Raw genomic sequence first — 17,116 nt, forward strand, 5'->3', positions numbered from 1 at the left:
TGATGTAAATGCAGTGTTAAATCGTTTGTGTGCGGAGACTGCTTGCGGCAGGATACGCGCGGCCAACAGAAATACACATATCATCACCCCGTTCCGGTGATGTAATAAAAGGCAGCCGGGAAGGTTGCGATCAATATTATTGGAGTCTTTAAATGGCAATTAGCACACCGATGCTGGTGACATTTCTCGTTTATATATTCGGCATGATCCTGATTGGATTCCTTGCATGGCGATCGACCAAAAACTTTGACGACTATATTCTGGGCGGACGCAGTTTAGGCCCGATGGTTACCGCGCTTTCTGCGGGCGCGTCGGACATGAGCGGCTGGCTGCTGATGGGCCTGCCGGGCGCGATTTTCATCTCCGGCATTTCCGAAAGCTGGATCGCCATCGGCCTGACCGTCGGCGCGTGGATCAACTGGAAGCTGGTGGCGGGGCGTCTGCGCGTTCACACCGAGGCCAACAACAACGCTCTGACGCTGCCGGACTACTTCACCGGGCGTTTTGAAGATAACAGCCGCGTCCTGCGCATTATCTCCGCCGTCGTAATCCTGCTGTTCTTCACCATCTACTGCGCCTCGGGCATCGTGGCCGGCGCGCGTCTGTTCGAAAGCACCTTCGGCATGAGCTACGAAACGGCGCTGTGGGCCGGTGCTGCCGCCACTATTCTGTATACCTTCGTGGGCGGTTTCCTGGCGGTAAGCTGGACCGACACCGTGCAGGCGAGCCTGATGATTTTCGCCCTGATCCTGACCCCGGTTATCGTGATTTTCACCGTCGGCGGCTTTGGCGAGTCGCTGGAAGTGATCAAGCAAAAAAGCATCGAAAACGTCGATATGCTGAAAGGGCTGAACTTTGTTGCCATCGTATCGCTGATGGGCTGGGGGCTGGGCTACTTCGGCCAGCCGCACATTCTGGCGCGCTTTATGGCGGCGGATTCTCACCACACCATCGTTCACGCGCGTCGTATCAGCATGACCTGGATGATCCTCTGCCTGGCGGGGGCGTGCGCGGTGGGCTTCTTCGGTATCGCCTACTTCAACAACAACCCGGCGCAGGCGAGTGCGGTCAACCAGAACGCCGAGCGCGTGTTTATCGAACTGGCGCAGATCCTGTTTAACCCGTGGATTGCCGGTATTCTGCTGTCGGCGATTCTGGCGGCGGTGATGTCCACCCTGAGCTGCCAGCTGCTGGTCTGCTCCAGCGCCATCACGGAAGATCTGTACAAGGCCTTCCTGCGTAAAAACGCGAGCCAGAAAGAGCTGGTGTGGGTAGGGCGCTTTATGGTGCTGGTGGTGGCGCTGATTGCCATCGCGCTGGCGGCGAACCCGGAAAACCGCGTGCTGGGTCTGGTGAGCTACGCCTGGGCAGGCTTTGGCGCCGCGTTTGGTCCGGTGGTGCTGTTCTCCGTGCTGTGGTCGCGCATGACCCGCAACGGCGCGCTGGCAGGGATGATCATCGGTGCGGTAACGGTTATCGTCTGGAAACAGTTCGCGTGGCTGGGCCTGTACGAAATCATCCCGGGCTTTATCTTCGGCAGCATCGGGATTGTGGTGTTCAGCCTGCTGGGTAAAGCGCCGTCTGCGACGATGCAAAAACGCTTTGCCGAGGCGGACGCGCATTACCACTCCGCGCCGCCGTCTAAGCTTCAGGCGGAATAGTTTTCCCCTCACCCTAACCCTCTCCCCAAAGGGGAGAGGGAATAAACCTCTCTTGCTAAATTCTGCAATTTACGTTGATATCGCTGTGCTTATAACAATGAGGATAGCGAATAATGACCATTAAAACAGGGCTCGTGGCAGCGGCATTTCTGATGCTGGCAGGCTGCAACGCACCGTCGCAACACGTCGCAACAGATACCTGTAAAGCCGACAATCAGATGCAGCAAACCACGCTCTATTTCGGGCTGAACCGCCCGGCTGGGGCGCAAATCACAACCAACGAATGGCAGCAGTTTGTTGACCAGGACGTAACGCCGCGTTTTCGCGATGGCCTGACGGTGTTTGATGCCCGCGGGCAGTGGCTGGGAAATGACGGAAAGGTGGCGCGCGAGCCGAGCAAGGCGCTGATGCTGATCCACGGAAAAGACGCGAAGAGCGAGCAGGATATCGAAGCGCTGCGCGGGATTTATAAATCCCGCTTCGCGCAGGAATCGGTGATGCGCGTCGACCAGCCGGTGTGCGTGCAGTTTTGATTCATATGCCGGGTATGTGCGGCCTGATGCCCTCACCCAAACCCTCTCCCACGGGGAGAGGGTGCAAACACTCACGATATTGAATTACAACACTAATCCCGCAAAGCTCGCCGACAGCAGGCTCACCAGCGTCGCGCCGTACACCAGGCGCAGCCCAAACCGCGATACCACGTTGCCCTGCTGCTCGTTCAGCCCTTTGATCGCCCCGGCCACAATACCGATAGAGGCAAAGTTCGCGAACGACACCAGGAACACGGACAGAATGCCCAGCCCGCGCGGGGTCATCTGCTGGGCGATTTTTTGCAGCTCGATCATCGCCACAAATTCATTCGCTACCAGCTTGGTCGCCATAATACTGCCCGCATGTAACGCATCGCTCAGCGGAATGCCGATAAGCCACGCCAGCGGATAAAACACATAGCCGAGGATCTGCTGGAAGCTAATGCCAAACAGGCTGGAGAAGAGGGCGTTTACCGCGCTAATTAAGGCAATAAAGCCAATCAGCATCGCCAGAATAATCATCGCCACCTTAAAACCGGCCAGAATATACTCGCCCAGCATCTCAAAGAAGCTCTGAGATTCGTGCAGTTTTTCCAGCTTAATATCCGGCTCCGCTTCCGGGCGCGCCGGGTTGATGATGGAGAGAATAATAAAGGTGCTGAACATATTCAGAATCAGCGCGGCCACCACAAATTTGGCGTCCAGCATGGTCATATAGGCGCCGACAATGGACAACGACACGGTAGACATCGCCGTGGCGGCCATGGTGAACAGGCGACGCGAGGAGAGATCGCCCAGGATCCCCTTGTAGGCAATGAAGTTTTCCGACTGGCCGAGGATCAGCGAGCTGACGGCGTTAAAGGATTCGAGTTTCCCCAGACCGTTCAGCTTCGACAGCAGCGTCCCGATAATGCGGATAAAGACGGGCAGAATGCGCCAGTGCTGGAGAATACCAATCAGCGCCGAGATAAAAATAATCGGACAGAGGACGCCGAGGAAAATGAACGCCAGCCCTTTTTCCCCCATTCCGCCAAAGACGAAATTGGTCCCTTCGGCGGCAAATTTAAGCAGCGACTCAAAAAAGCCCGACACATATTTAATAATGAACAGGCCGCTTTCGGCATGCAGAAAAAAGAACGCCAGCGCGATTTCAATCACAATAAGCTGTAAAACGTAGCGAATACGAATTTTTCGGCGGTCAAAACTGACCAGCCAGGCAAGGGCAAGAATAATCACCAGCGCCAGCAGGAAATGGATAACGTTATACATGGTTTATTTTCGGTTGGTTTTTGAGGCGCATATTTAGCCACAGCTCAGATAAACCGTAAACGGGCATTTACGTTATAAGTTATAAACATAACGATAACCAATGAAACTATTAACCCGCGATGGGTTTACATCTGGTCATTAAAACGCAATACATTTCGCTTGTTTTTCTCTTCGCCGTAATGATAATCACTATCACAAGAATTTACTTTTCTTTGCACCAGTTGACCGCGACTAACATTTAAGGTGTCGGCATGTTTGTTCCATTTCTCATTATGTTACGTGAAGGCCTCGAAGCGGCCTTAATCGTGAGCCTCATCGCCAGCTACCTGAAGCGCACCCAGCGCGGACGCTGGATCGGCGTGATGTGGGTTGGCGTATTCCTTGCCGCCGCACTCTGTCTCGGTCTTGGTATCCTGATCAACGAAACCACCGGCGAGTTCCCGCAAAAAGAGCAAGAGCTGTTCGAAGGGATCGTAGCCATCATTGCGGTGGTGATCCTCACCTGGATGGTGTTCTGGATGCGTAAAGTGTCCCGCAACGTGAAGGTGCAGCTGGAGCAGGCGGTGGATAACGCCCTGCAAAAGGGCAATCACCACGGCTGGGCGCTGATCCTGATGGTCTTTTTCGCCGTGGCGCGTGAAGGGCTGGAGTCGGTGTTCTTTCTGCTGGCGGCGTTCCAGCAGGACGTGGGGATCTGGCCGCCCCTTGGCGCGATGCTCGGCCTCGCCACGGCGGTGGTGCTCGGCTTCCTGCTCTACTGGGGCGGTATTCGCCTGAATCTGGGCATGTTCTTCAAGTGGACCAGCCTGTTTATTCTGCTGGTGGCGGCCGGGCTGGCGGCGGGGGCGATTCGCGCCTTCCACGAAGCGGGGCTGTGGAATCACTTCCAGGACGTGGCCTTCGATCTCAGCAATATTCTCTCAACGCACTCTCTGACCGGAACTCTCCTTGAAGGCATCTTCGGGTATCAGGAAGCGCCGAGCGTCAGCGAAGTGGCGATGTACTTTATTTATCTGGTTCCGGCGCTGGTGGTGTTTGCCCTGCCGCCGCGTGCCAGCGCACAAACGTCGCGTACTGCGCCGTAACATTTACTTTTTAAAGGGAAGAGTCATGGCCATTCAGTTTCGTCGTAATGCGTTACGCGCAGGCATTGCCGCGCTGTTCGCTTCTGCATTTTCCGTGCAGGCTGCCGGGGTTCCGCAGGTCAAAATCACCGTAAATGATAAACAGTGCGAGCCGATGACCGTCACGGTTAACAGCGGTAAAACCCAGTTTATTATTCAAAACCACAGCCAGAAGGCGCTGGAGTGGGAGATCCTCAAAGGCGTGATGGTGGTGGAAGAGCGTGAAAACATCGCCCCTGGCTTTAGCCAGAAGATGACCGCTAACCTCCAGCCCGGCGAATACGACATGACCTGCGGCCTGTTGACCAACCCGAAAGGCAAGCTGATCGTGAAAGGGGAAGCCACGGCGGATGCCGCCAAAGGAACCGCCCTGTTGAGCCTGGGCGACGCGATTACCGCCTATAAAGCTTACGTCACCAAAGAAACGGCCGATCTCGTGACCGGCACCAAAGCCTTTACCGACGCGGTGAAAGCGGGGGATATCGAGAAGGCGAAATCACTGTATGCGCCGACCCGTCAGCACTACGAGCGTATCGAGCCGATTGCCGAGCTGTTCTCCGATCTCGATGGCAGCATCGACGCCCGTGAAGATGATTACGAGCAAAAAGCCGCCGATCCGAAATTCACCGGCTTCCACCGCCTGGAAAAAGCGCTGTTTGGCGATAACTCCACCAAAGGCATGGAGAAGTACGCTGAGCAGCTGAACGGCGACGTGCTGGAGCTGCAAAAGCGCATCAGCGAGCTGGCCTTCCCGCCGTCAAAAGTGGTGGGCGGCGCGGCGGGCCTGATTGAAGAAGTGGCGGCGAGCAAAATCAGCGGCGAAGAAGATCGCTACAGCCATACCGATCTGTGGGACTTCCAGGCGAACGTCGACGGCGCGCAGAAAATTGTCGACCTGCTGCGTCCTCAGCTGCAAAAAGATAACGGCGCGCTGCTGGCGAAAGTGGATGCCAACTTCAAGAAAGTGGACACCATATTAACGAAATATCGCACCAAAGACGGTTTTGAAACCTACGACAAACTGACCGATGCCGACCGTAACGCGCTGAAAGGGCCGATTACCACGCTGGCGGAAGATCTCTCTCAGCTGCGCGGCGTTCTGGGTCTGGACTAAGTACGATGAACAAGCAAGACGAATTCGACGTCGCTGAACCGTCACGACGTCGTTTACTGAAAGGGGTAGGGGCGCTGGGCGGCGCGCTTGCCCTGGCAGGAGGTTGCCCGGTGGCACATGCGGCGAAACCGCAGAGTGCCCCCGGCACGCTCTCTCCGAACGCCCGAATGGAAACGCAGCCCTTTTACGGTGAACACCAGTCGGGCATTTTGACGCCGCAGCAGGCCTCGATGATGCTGGTGGCGTTCGATTCTCTCGCCAGCGATAAAGCCGATCTGGAACGTCTTTTCCGCCTGCTGACCACGCGCATCGCGTTTCTCACCGCAGGCGGCCCGGCGCCGGAAACGCCAAACCCGCGCCTGCCGCCGATGGACTCCGGCATTCTCGGGTCGTTTATCGCCCCGGATAACCTGACCATTACCGTGTCCGTGGGCAGCGCGCTGTTTGACGAGCGCTACGGCCTGGCGAAGAGCAAGCCGAAGTCGCTGCAAAAAATGACGCGATTCCCGAACGACTCCCTCGACGCGGCCCTGTGCCACGGCGACCTGCTGCTGCAAATTTGCGCTAACACCCAGGACACGGTGATCCACGCCCTGCGCGACATCATCAAGCACACGCCGGATCTGCTGAGCGTGCGCTGGAAGCGGGAAGGGTTTATCTCCGATCACGCCGCGCGCAGCAAGGGCAAAGAAACGCCCGTCAATCTGCTGGGCTTTAAGGATGGCACCGCCAATCCGGACAGCCAGGACGCCGCGCTGATGCAAAACGTGGTCTGGGTGACTGCCGATCAGGGCGAGCCCGCATGGGCCGTGGGCGGAAGCTATCAGGCGGTGCGGATTATTCAGTTCCACGTCGAGTTTTGGGACCGCACGCCACTCAAAGAGCAGCAGACCATCTTCGGTCGCGACAAGCAGAGCGGCGCACCGCTCGGCATGAAAAACGAACACGACGTGCCTGACTACGCCAGCGATCCAGACGGGGAGGTGATCGCGCTCGACAGCCATATTCGTCTGGCGAATCCGCGCACCAAAGAGACCGCCTCCAGCCTGATGATGCGCCGGGGCTATAGCTATTCTCTCGGCGTGACCAACTCCGGCCAGCTGGATATGGGGCTGCTGTTTGTCTGCTATCAGCACGATCTTGAGAAGGGCTTCCTGAGCGTGCAAAAACGGCTCAACGGCGAAGCGCTGGAGGAGTACGTGAAGCCCGTCGGCGGCGGCTATTTCTTTGCGCTGCCCGGCGTGCGCGAGCGAAACGCGTATCTTGCACAGGCGCTGATCGAAGCCTGATCGTTGTCCCTGCGATAGTTCGCGGGGACATTATTTTTTTCTATGACTAATCTATTGTTATATTTCTGTAATATCCCTGTATAAGACTGATTTCAGCCGTAAGAGTTGTCTCATAGTTGCATTTAAGTAAATTAAATGTTGCATTTATGATAATTTTTGATGTACTTACTATAAGACAGCGGTAGTTCCCGGCAGTGATGCTGTATCACTATGGAGATCGCGAATGGTTGCGTCCTGTACTGGACAACGTAAACATAACAACCGCAGCACCCGGCGCGGAGGCTCAGACTCCGGCAGCGATTTCTTCACCACAAAATTCACCCCTTCAACACAAACTTCATCTTCTACCGGCCTGCAAAATGGTGCGCGTAGCCGTTTTGTATCGCCATCCGGTAATGCAAGCAATGGCTTACAAGGAAGCCAAACCTCAGATGTTCGTGCGCATAATCGTGCTGAAGCCGGCACGTGTGATGAATACCAACAACTCAAGGTGCTATCCATGGGAAGACAAAAAGCAGTGATCAAAGCTCGCCGCGAAGCTAAACGTGTGCTCAGAAGAGATTCACGTAGTCATAAGCAGCGTGAAGAGGAATCGGTCACCTCGCTTGTGCAGATGAGTGGCGTAGAAGCAATTGGCATGGCGCGGGACAGCCGTGATGCTTCCCCAATTGTGGCGCGCAATGAAGCTCAGGCGCAGTACCTGAATGCTATCGAGAGTAAGCAGCTTATTTTTGCTACCGGTGAGGCCGGATGCGGGAAAACGTGGATAAGCGCAGCCAAAGCAGCGGAAGCGCTGATCCATAAGGATGTGGAGAGAATTATTGTCACCCGTCCGGTACTGCAAGCTGATGAAGATCTCGGCTTCCTGCCCGGCGATATTTCGGAGAAGTTTGCCCCGTACTTCAGGCCCGTCTACGACGTGCTGGTAAAACGACTGGGTGCATCCTTCATGCAATACTGCCTGCGGCCAGAGATTGGCAAGGTAGAAATCGCGCCGTTCGCCTATATGCGCGGACGTACATTTGAAAATGCGGTCGTGATTCTCGACGAGGCTCAGAACGTGACCGCTGCGCAAATGAAGATGTTTTTAACGCGCCTCGGGGAGAACGTGACGGTCATCGTCAACGGCGATATTACCCAGTGCGACCTGCCATCCGGCGTCAAATCCGGGTTGAGCGACGCCATGTCACGGTTTGAAGAAGACGAGATGATTGGGGTGGTACGCTTCACCAAAGACGACTGCGTGCGTTCGGCGCTCTGTCAGCGCACGCTGCAAGCGTACTATTGAGGTTGTTGTTGTGTTCAAGGCCCGGGAAACCGGGCTTTGTTTTTTTTCGGACTAGGTGCAGCAGCTATTTTAAGGTAATAAATGTGAGGACATATTCAAACTAACGATTTATTCAATCAGATATCTTTAGAAATAAATTAATGAAAAATCTCAACTTGGCTATAGGTATTGACCTCGGTACAACAAACAGTTTAATCGCCGTCTGGCAAAATGGTAGCGCGCAGTTAATACCAAATAAATTTGGTGAATATTTAACACCATCGGTAATAAGCCTTGATGAAAACAGTCAAATTCTGGTCGGTAAGCCTGCTGTTGCCCGAAAAACATCACATCCGGATCAAACGGCGTCGCTTTTCAAGCGTGCAATGGGCAGTAATACCCACTGGCGTTTAGGTGATGAGTCATTTAGCGCTCCGGAATTATCCTCGCTAATATTGCGTTCCCTTAAAGAAGACGCTCAGGACTACCTCCAGCAATCCATTCACGATGTCGTTATCTCGGTTCCGGCCTATTTTAGCGATGAGCAGCGAAAACATACGCGCCTTGCGGCAGAGCTCGCAGGGTTAAATGCGGTTCGTCTGATTAATGAGCCAACGGCAGCGGCAATGGCATACGGTCTGCATAAACAGCAAAAAACGCGCACGCTGGTTTTCGATCTCGGCGGCGGAACCTTTGATGTCACCGTACTGGAATACGCCACACCGATTATCGAGGTTCACGCCTCTGCTGGCGATAACTACCTCGGCGGGGAAGACTTTACCCATCTGTTACTCGAAGAAGTTCTTAAACGCTGGGAATTTGATAAATCAACATTGACGGATAATGACCTTGCCGCATTGTGTGCGTGCGTTGAAAAGGCCAAATGCACCAGCGCCTCGCCGCTGCGCATCACCTGGTCTTATCAGGGGCGAACGCTTGAAAGTGTATTTTATGATGATGAACTGGAGGCCCTGTGGTTACCGCTTCTCAATCGACTGCGCGTACCCATTGAGCAGGCGCTTTACGATTCCAGGCTGAAGCCTGAGCACATTGACAACCTGGTGCTGGTCGGGGGCGCGTCTCAAATGACGCTGGTGCAGCGAATCGCGGTACGCTTGTTCGGAAAACTGCCTTATCAAAGTTTTGATCCCAGCACTATTGTGGCTCTGGGTGCTGCCACTCAGGCTGCCTGTCGCCTGCGTCATGAAGACGTCGACGAGGTGATCCTCACGGATGTTTGCCCCTACTCGCTGGGTATCGAAGTTCATCAGCAGGGCGTATCGGGTATTTTCTCTCCGATTATTGAACGCAACACTACCGTTCCCGTTTCAAAAGTGGAAACTTACTCCACCCTTTTTCCTGAGCAGGATTCAATTTCTGTAAGGGTGTATCAGGGGGAAAGTCATAAGGTGAAAAATAATATTTTGATTGATGCGTTTGATATTTCATTTAAGCCTGACGGACGCAACCAGGCAATTGATATTCGTTTTAGCTTCGATATTAACGGCCTGTTGGAAGTGGATGTGCTGCTGGAAGACGGCAAGAGCGAATCACGTATTGTCAGCCACGGCGCAACATCGCTAACACCGCAGCAAATCGAGGCCAGCCGTGAAAGACTGCTGGCCCTGAAAATTTATCCTCGCGATCGTTTAATTAACCGCACGTTTAAAGCGCAGCTGGAAGAACGATGGTCCCGCGCGCTGGGCGAAGAGCGTGAAGAGCTGGGTGAGATCATTACGGAGTTTGAGGCTGCTCTGCTTTCTAATGACATGCAACACGTTGACGAGGTGCGCCGTCGTATCTGTGGCCGTACTGGAATTGAGGAGCCGCAACTGAGAGAGGTGTAAACATCGGAAAATTCGCGACAAATGTATTACCCCGTGGGAGCGACCGACGGGGTTTAGTTTTGCGCTGTCTTCAATTGACTATTCGGCGCCGCGAGTGACCAGTATGACCACCAGTTTTATAATGGTGATGAACGACACGATGAATAAGAACATCTGCCAAAGACTTACCTCATCATCTGACTGAACCCTCTCATCGTGGGAAGCCAGTTCGGCTAAAGTATGCATCACTAAGGATTCCAGGGGGCAAGTCCTGTCAAAATGGCATTTTTTTAGACTTTTCTTCGATAAAGGCGCGTCTGCACAAGCCAGACTGTCTGCAAACTGAAATACCGTCCAGTAGGGGTGTTGGCGATGTGACTTATCCAGCGGTGGAGCGTTAGGATCGAGTCTGCGGGCAATAAAAGAGCAACTGAGGGGAGACAGTTCGCCGCTATGCAAAGCTTCCGCCCATAGCAGGAGGGTACGGGCACTGCTACCAGGCGCAAAGCGTAGCGATTCGCCGTTGATATTCACCTGCTCACGCGCCTCAATGGCCATAATGAGCAGCGGAAAATAATCGGGTCGATGGAGGCGGCACCAGCGAAGCAGGAGTTCGTCAGCCTGTGTGGAAGGATGCTGCTGCCACAACGCACAAAGCTCGGGCAGCAGGCTTTCGCCCTCGCCGCAATATACGCGTTGAGCACAGTGCAAATAATCTGCACTCGAATTTTGTGGCTCAGTTTGCCGCCATGCCTGTGCAATGGGCAGCAGTTCCGCAACGCCCATGTGCAGATAGCTAAACCAGCGAAGTAAGCGCCGCTGAAAGAGAGGGTCATCAGGCATATACACTGCGCCGTGCTGCGCCATTATCAGCGAGAACTGCCGGGGATACTGGAAGAAGGTATTTTCCAGATCATGGTAAAACGAAAGAGTATGGTTTTGTACCTCCACCGGCAGATGCAGCATCAGGGTCAAATCGAATATATCGCCGTGCTGAAGATAGAGCAGGAAGTTTTCCAGCGCATCAGGATCAATCTCGTCATCGTTATCCAGCCGTCCCCAGTTCAGCCTTTGCGCCAGTAGCATTGCACAGCTGTAGGATAATATGGGGGCCTGCATGGCAATCTCGCAGAGCAACCAGCGCGATGTTTCTATCTGGGGAAGCGACAATTTATTGAGTTGCTGGATAAATATCTGCCACGCCTGCGGCTGAAAGCGACGTTTGCCATCCGCCAGCAAATCATGGAAGTCTGCCTGTAATTCGTTCATCCAGACAGTATTCGTTTCTTCCTTCATTACGCGGGATTTGAGGGGTTTAGTTTCCTGCAACGCTATTTCGTAGGCTTCACGTAATTGCTTAAAGCCCTGGGGATCATTTTCTGGGTGGAAAGAGGGTAATAATGATAAATATGCCTGACGGATGATCTCCACGTCAGTCGTTGCCTCGATATTAAGCATTTGCCAACAGGTTTTCATAGATCGCTTATATCCTTCAGCGTTATGGGACATTCCGGATACGCAGTTAAATAACGCCACGGCAATGTGGTGTAATAACTATCTGCGCTAGCGACCAGTTGACTCATCATCTTACGCTCTGCCTTGTCAAACTCTTTTCGGACGAGTTGCTCCCGTAGCTGGGCTAACTCGCCTTCATCCGACCATCGCCAGTACAAACGCCCTAATGAATAGGCGCTGAAATATTGCATCCAGCTGGAATAGTAATGTAGCGCCCGGATCTGGAGTCTCGACTGGATCCACAGGCTCTCTTCTTCAGTGAGCCATTTGTTGAGTACGCCCACCCGACAGAGAAACCCCATACGAACGTAGTCCCAGGCCCGAATCCCGCCTTCACCGCAACAGACTGCCGTATCTGCGACATAGCGGGCAAAGATCTGATTCTGTTCATTCAGCGTGTTGACAAATTTCTGCCATTCCAGAGGTGTATGGCGAAACCAGCGGTGGTACATCTCATTTAATTGCACGGCGTGACCATCGTCAGTCATACTGTAAATGGTACGTAACAAGGCTTTGCGTTTATTTATTCCCCAGCTCGATGCAAGATCAAAATCTTCAATTCCCAAATACATTTTTGGTGAAGTATGTGAAGGGGAGCAGTTTTCGTTTAAAATTTCCATCGGTGCGGAAAGCGCGAAAAGTAAATATTGAGATTCGTTATCCATAATAGTTCACTGAAAATTCATTCATATAATCAATCGAAAATTAAAGATTCAATGTCAAATAGGGATGAAGTATATAGCAATCTCTTTTTTACCATTAAAATATATAAATCCAGAAACGGAATATTTTTAAAATGGACATTTCTCTGCCTGTCATTTAAGCGGACATATTTATGAAGTAGTTAACGGTGAATGGGGTATATGCAGTCCAGAAACCGAGCTTTGTTTGTGCGGGCATGATGTCGGGTGGCGCTGCGCTTACCCGACCTACAAAACCCCGATCGTAGGCCTGGTAAGCGCAGCGTCACCAGGCATGAAGAGTGCAGGGAGTTCCAGGGTTCGAATCCCCTGGTGGCGATCCAAAAGAAAAAAGCCCGTACTTTCGTACGAGCTCTCATCTTAAATATGGCGGTGAGGGGGGGATTCGAACCCCCGATACGTTGCCGTATACACACTTTCCAGGCGTGCTCCTTCAGCCACTCGGACACCTCACCATATTGTATTGCTGCCTGACCGCTTGGGGGGCAACGGGGCGCTACTATAGGGAGTTGCGCTAAAACGGTCAAGCAGATTTTCAGCATTCGTGCCTTTTCGGTTAAGCAATAAGCAGCTCCACGGTTTTTACGCCGTGGAGCAGGGGATTAACGCTGTGAATCGAGCACTTCGCTGTTTTTTACCACTTCCTGTGCTTTGCCATAGCTTTCGATCAGCAGTTGATAAGCCGGGAAGATGTGGGTGTAAACCTCGGCCCACGCCGCAGCATCTTCTCGATTCCACGTGCGCTGGATTTCAGATGCTACCGCCGCCGTATCCATCGGCACAACGCCTGCCTGAACCACCCGCGCCAGGGTGATCTCCTGGGCCATTTTGCTGTAGGTGCCGGACGCGTCGATCACCGCAAACACCTTATAGCCATCGGCTACCGCGCTGATGGACGGAAAGGCCATACAGACGCTGGTGATGGTGCCCGCAATAATCAGCGTTTTGCGCCCGGTCGCCTTAACCGCAGCGACAAACTCCGGGTTGTCCCAGGCGTTGATTTCACCCTTGCGCGCTACGTACTGAGCATGAGGCGCGTTAGCGTGGATCTCCGGGATCAGCGGGCCGTTGGGGCCTTGTGGTACCGATGCGGTGGTAATCACCGGGATGTTCGCCAGCGTGGCGATTTTCGCCAGCGCCGCCGCACGGGCGCGCAGTTCTGGCATCGGCATATCGCCGACGGTCTGAAACAGACCGCTCTGATGATCGATAAGCAACATCACCGCATCGTTCGCATCAATGACCGGGCGTGCTCCACTAAAATTTGCAGGTGTGGACATATTGTTCTCCTTTATGGCATCAGATCTGGCCGAAGCGGCCTGAGTTGAAATCGCTTATGGCCTGCGCGATTGCGGTTTTACTGTTCATCACAAACGGGCCGTAACCCACCACCGGCTCGTTGAGCGGCTCCCCGGCCATCAGCAACACTTTGGCGTCGCGAGTGGCTTCAAGGTGGATTTTCGCTCCCTCCTGGCTCAGGACAACGAGCTGTGCCTCACCCGCCTGCGCCGTACCGTTTATCGTCATGTCACCCTCGGCGACTACCAGCGCGGTGCTCCAGCCCTCGGGCAGGTCGAGCTCAAGATGGCTACCCTGACGCAGGGTGATATCCCAGACGTTCAGCGGCGAGAAGGTATGCGCAGGCCCGGTTACGTCACCGTAGCGTCCGGCGATCACGCGCAGAGAGCCGCTGTCATCAGGTAACGCCACTACCGGGATGGCCTCTTTCGTGATGCTCTGGTAACCCGGCGCGGTCATTTTGTCTTTTGCCGGTAGGTTGACCCACAGCTGCATCATTTTTAGCTCGCCGCCCTTTTGGGCGAAGGCGCTGGAGTGGAACTCTTCATGCAAAATGCCAGCACCCGCCGTCATCCACTGCACATCGCCCGGGCCAATCACGCCGCCTTTCCCGGTAGAATCCCGGTGCTCCACTTCGCCGGAATAGACGATGGTGACCGTTTCAAAACCGCGATGCGGGTGCTCGCCGACGCCGCGTTTTACGCCATCTGCCGGGAAGGTGTAAGGACCGGCGTAGTCCAGCAGCAAGAACGGGCTGAGAGGCTCGCCGTGGGTTTGATACGAAAACATTGAGCGAACCGGGAAACCATCGCCAACCCAGTGCTGACGCGGTGCGGTATAAACGCCAGTTACATTTTTCATCGCTTTCTCCTGATGTTCAGTTGATGTTTATTAGCTTATATTCAGGTTTAATATCCCGGTAGACGGTGAAAATGACATTCACTGTTCCATTTTTAGAACGATGGGGTTTTATGCAGGATCTCAATGACTTCGCGTGGTTTGTGAAAGTGGTCGATCACGGTGGCTTCGCCGCTGCGGGCAGGGCGCTCGATCAGCCGAAATCGAAGCTGAGCCGTCGTATTGCGCAGCTCGAAGAGCGGCTTGGAGTAAGGCTTATCCAGCGTACGACGCGGCAGTTTGCCGTGACCGAGGTGGGACAGACGTTTTATCAGCACTGTAAGGCGATGCTGGTGGAAGCCGAGGCCGCGCAGGAAGCGGTGGCTGCGTTGCAGGCCGAACCGCGCGGGATTGTCAGGATCGCCTGTCCGGTTACGCTGCTGCACGTTCACGTCGGGCCGATGCTGGCGCGGTTTATGGCGCGATATCCGGGCATTAATCTCCAGCTTGAGGCCACCAACCGGCGTGTCGATCTGGTGGGCGAGGGCGTTGACGTGGCTATCCGCGTGCGCCCGCGCCCGTTTGATGACAGCGATTTGGTCCTGCGCGTGCTTGCCGACCGGGGGCATTGCCTGGTCGCCGGGCCGCAGCTGATCGAGCGTCACGGATGCCCAGCGAACCCGTCAGCGCTAAGCGAATGGCCTGGCCTGAGTACGGGGACGGGAAAGCAGCTGCATAAATGGGAGCTCAATGGTCCCGAAGGGGCGAAGGCCGAGATCCATTATTCCCCGCGTTTTATCACGACCGATATGCTGGCGCTGCGGGAAGCCGCAATGGCGGGCGTGGGCGTGGTTCAGCTACCCGTTTTGATGGTCAAAGACCAGCTTGCGACCGGCGCGCTGGTCAGAGTGCTGGAGGACTGGGAACCTCGCCGGGAGGTGATTCACGCGGTCTATCCATCGAGAAGGGGGCTGTTGCCGTCGGTAAGAACGCTGGTGGATTTTCTGACAGAGGAGTATGCGAGGATGGTAGAGGAGTGAGGAAGGGGAACTATTCGCGAATTTCTACTGGTGATTCAGTTCGGTAAGCTGGTTTTTAGCATCCCAGCTGTGGCTCTAGAGAAGCGGGCGGTAGCCGCCTTTGTCGACCTGTTTTTCCACCAGGCGGCCGTTGACGTCGTATTTCCATGTGGTCCGTTCGTCGCGGATAACCCGGACGAACCTCCCGGATTCTGGCATTCCGCTCTCAGGGTTGATGCGGGAGGTGGTGTGCCGCCATTCCTTACAGTGATGCAACGTCACCCGGCCGTCCGGGGCGATGGTCTCCCGCAGGCGGTGCAGGGCGTCGTAATCCCACTGCCAGGCGGCACCGCCGGGCATTATCCGGCGGAGCAGGTCGCCCTGTGCGCTGTAGCTGAACTGCTGCTGGCGGCCCTGCGGGTCGGTCAGGCAGACCATGCTGCTTGGCGGATATCGTCCGCGTTGCTGCGAAGAAAATATCTTTTGAATATGCATCCGTTCTCAGTCTGATGACTCACTGAAACAGAGCTTTAATTAGGGCATGCGCGATGTAGAAGATTTCAGAGGGGCTGATGACGGACAAAAGTAAGCTTAGAGTATCTCAGAAGGGTTTAGCAGGATAAAAAGATAGTTAAAAGCGTAAAGAAGGGGGGTGTCTTTTTTCCAATTGGAGTTAAATAACTATAGCCGGGGTGGCTTAAATTTTTCCCGGCTTTAATTTTAATAACTAATATATACTGAAGGGCCCATCAGTTGTATATGAGAACACCGCAAGTTTAAAAAAACATCATCTCCCTTTATTATAACTTCACTATTGCCAGATTTGTTTTCAATTTCTATTTTTGCTGGCATGTCAGTCGCCATACCTTCTATTTTTAAATGACGGACTCCGCTACAGTTTATGCCGCATCTACATCTGTTATAACCTACAACCCATTTGGGTGGTGGAATATCCGGCAGTACATTTACTAGATCAAAGGATATTATTACCGTGGCAGCTTCACGATCTATATTTATATCAAAGATGTCAATTTCACCAATTTCAATAGGTTTTGAAAAAACTTTGTTAAACAGTATGCTACCATCAATTTCATTCCAATTCATGTAATCCGCCTTAAAATTCATAATGTTCTCGTGTGCCAGGGACTGAGCCTGTTCTGGTATTTTCAATTGGCCTAACATTTAAATGGCGGCCTTGATCTCCAATTCCCTCAGGATAAGAATGTCCAGCAGAGTGATCTTGAATGACAATTTTGTGCCCATCCTTTTTAGTAAATTGATATTCCCTTGTCCAGACCTGATTACCGTTACTATCAAAAATTGGATTTTTTCTGGAATCAGTCATTGGAACATTTCTGTGATCACCATAAAATCCAGTTTTAGGATTGAATATCCTATCTGGTTGTTGGTTCATTGGGATACCGGCGTCTCTCTTCGCACCCCTAAATGCTGCATTTCTCGATGCATAGGGAGGACAACAAGCTAATCCCAGCGGATCTATCAAACTTAGAGGGTTTGTAACGTAACCGAATAGGTTCAATCCCCCCGCCAGCCCCACCGGATCCGCACACAAATACTGACCCGAATCAGCATCATAGTACCTGAAACGGTTGTAGTACAGCCCTGATTCCGCATCTTCGTACTGCCCCGGAAAACGCAGGC

16 protein-coding genes and 1 tRNA gene are annotated in these 17,116 nt (G+C 53.5%); 8 read left to right on the forward strand and 9 right to left on the reverse strand.

Features of this window, described 5'->3' with window-relative positions; all coding sequences use genetic code 11:
- The first annotated feature begins 152 nt into the window (after positions 1–152).
- Together putP and ACSVHP_RS21345 are read left to right on the forward strand one after the other, a co-directional pair.
- Positions 153–1,661, forward strand: coding sequence for a sodium/proline symporter PutP (gene putP, locus ACSVHP_RS21340; protein ID WP_447552907.1), 1,509 nt, complete (start codon positions 153–155; stop codon positions 1,659–1,661).
- 113 nt (positions 1,662–1,774) lie between these two features.
- Complete coding sequence (locus ACSVHP_RS21345; RefSeq protein WP_234675890.1) at positions 1,775–2,194, forward strand: DUF3574 domain-containing protein; 420 nt, start codon at positions 1,775–1,777, stop codon at positions 2,192–2,194.
- Between the two features lie 84 nt (positions 2,195–2,278).
- Here ACSVHP_RS21345 and ACSVHP_RS21350 read toward each other — a convergent pair whose 3' ends face one another.
- Entirely contained in the window at positions 2,279–3,463 is a 1,185-nt protein-coding gene (locus tag ACSVHP_RS21350; protein ID WP_417314446.1) for a NupC/NupG family nucleoside CNT transporter, read from the reverse strand.
- A gap of 251 nt (positions 3,464–3,714) precedes the next feature.
- Here ACSVHP_RS21350 and efeU point away from each other — a divergent pair, with 251 nt between their 5' ends.
- The 5 genes from efeU to ACSVHP_RS21375 all read left to right on the forward strand — a co-directional run bounded on the left by efeU (position 3,715) and on the right by ACSVHP_RS21375 (position 10,104).
- On the forward strand, positions 3,715–4,548 hold the full coding sequence (efeU, locus tag ACSVHP_RS21355) for an iron uptake transporter permease EfeU (RefSeq protein WP_447552908.1): 834 nt from the start codon (positions 3,715–3,717) through the stop codon (positions 4,546–4,548).
- 25 nt (positions 4,549–4,573) lie between these two features.
- Complete coding sequence (gene efeO / locus ACSVHP_RS21360) at positions 4,574–5,701, forward strand: iron uptake system protein EfeO (RefSeq protein ID WP_447552909.1); 1,128 nt, start codon at positions 4,574–4,576, stop codon at positions 5,699–5,701.
- A 5-nt stretch (positions 5,702–5,706) separates the two neighbouring features.
- Entirely contained in the window at positions 5,707–6,990 is a 1,284-nt protein-coding gene (gene efeB / locus ACSVHP_RS21365) for an iron uptake transporter deferrochelatase/peroxidase subunit (protein ID WP_447552910.1), read from the forward strand.
- A gap of 499 nt (positions 6,991–7,489) precedes the next feature.
- Complete coding sequence (gene phoH, locus ACSVHP_RS21370) at positions 7,490–8,278, forward strand: phosphate starvation-inducible protein PhoH (protein WP_234675908.1); 789 nt, start codon at positions 7,490–7,492, stop codon at positions 8,276–8,278.
- A 140-nt stretch (positions 8,279–8,418) separates the two neighbouring features.
- Positions 8,419–10,104 (forward strand): Hsp70 family protein, encoded by a 1,686-nt coding sequence (locus ACSVHP_RS21375; RefSeq protein WP_447552911.1) that lies wholly within the window; start codon positions 8,419–8,421, stop codon positions 10,102–10,104.
- 78 nt (positions 10,105–10,182) lie between these two features.
- Here the strand turns inward: ACSVHP_RS21375 and ACSVHP_RS21380 are convergent, their stop codons facing one another.
- The 5 genes from ACSVHP_RS21380 to ACSVHP_RS21400 all read right to left on the reverse strand — a co-directional run bounded on the left by ACSVHP_RS21380 (position 10,183) and on the right by ACSVHP_RS21400 (position 14,459).
- Positions 10,183–11,559, reverse strand: a complete 1,377-nt coding sequence (locus ACSVHP_RS21380) for a J domain-containing protein (protein WP_417314891.1) — start codon at positions 11,557–11,559, stop codon at positions 10,183–10,185.
- Entirely contained in the window at positions 11,556–12,263 is a 708-nt protein-coding gene (locus ACSVHP_RS21385; RefSeq protein WP_447552912.1) for a DUF1266 domain-containing protein, read from the reverse strand. Before ACSVHP_RS21385 ends, ACSVHP_RS21380 begins: the two co-directional genes overlap by 4 nt.
- Before the next feature lie 403 nt (positions 12,264–12,666).
- Positions 12,667–12,754: transfer RNA gene (locus tag ACSVHP_RS21390), tRNA-Ser, on the reverse strand.
- Between the two features lie 147 nt (positions 12,755–12,901).
- Complete coding sequence (locus tag ACSVHP_RS21395) at positions 12,902–13,579, reverse strand: isochorismatase family protein (RefSeq protein WP_447552913.1); 678 nt, start codon at positions 13,577–13,579, stop codon at positions 12,902–12,904.
- A 19-nt stretch (positions 13,580–13,598) separates the two neighbouring features.
- Positions 13,599–14,459 carry a pirin family protein gene (locus ACSVHP_RS21400; protein WP_447552914.1) on the reverse strand — a complete coding sequence of 287 codons (861 nt, stop codon included), beginning with the start codon at positions 14,457–14,459 and terminating at the stop codon, positions 13,599–13,601.
- Between the two features lie 110 nt (positions 14,460–14,569).
- On the opposite strand from ACSVHP_RS21400, the gene ACSVHP_RS21405 reads away from it, so the two are divergent.
- On the forward strand, positions 14,570–15,475 hold the full coding sequence (locus tag ACSVHP_RS21405) for a LysR family transcriptional regulator (RefSeq protein WP_447552915.1): 906 nt from the start codon (positions 14,570–14,572) through the stop codon (positions 15,473–15,475).
- Positions 15,476–15,550: 75 nt separating this feature from the next.
- Here ACSVHP_RS21405 and ACSVHP_RS21410 read toward each other — a convergent pair whose 3' ends face one another.
- The 3 genes from ACSVHP_RS21410 to ACSVHP_RS21420 form a co-directional block, all read right to left on the reverse strand.
- Positions 15,551–15,949 carry an RHS repeat domain-containing protein gene (locus tag ACSVHP_RS21410; RefSeq protein ID WP_447552916.1) on the reverse strand — a complete coding sequence of 133 codons (399 nt, stop codon included), beginning with the start codon at positions 15,947–15,949 and terminating at the stop codon, positions 15,551–15,553.
- A gap of 225 nt (positions 15,950–16,174) precedes the next feature.
- A complete protein-coding gene (locus ACSVHP_RS21415) occupies positions 16,175–16,558 on the reverse strand; it encodes an Imm50 family immunity protein (RefSeq protein ID WP_234675906.1) in 384 nt (127 codons plus the stop codon).
- Between the two features lie 10 nt (positions 16,559–16,568).
- Positions 16,569–17,116: HNH/endonuclease VII fold putative polymorphic toxin (locus ACSVHP_RS21420; RefSeq protein WP_447552917.1), on the reverse strand; the 548-nt coding region annotated here is incomplete at its 5' end.

The organism is Enterobacter sp. 186315, assembly GCF_053290175.1.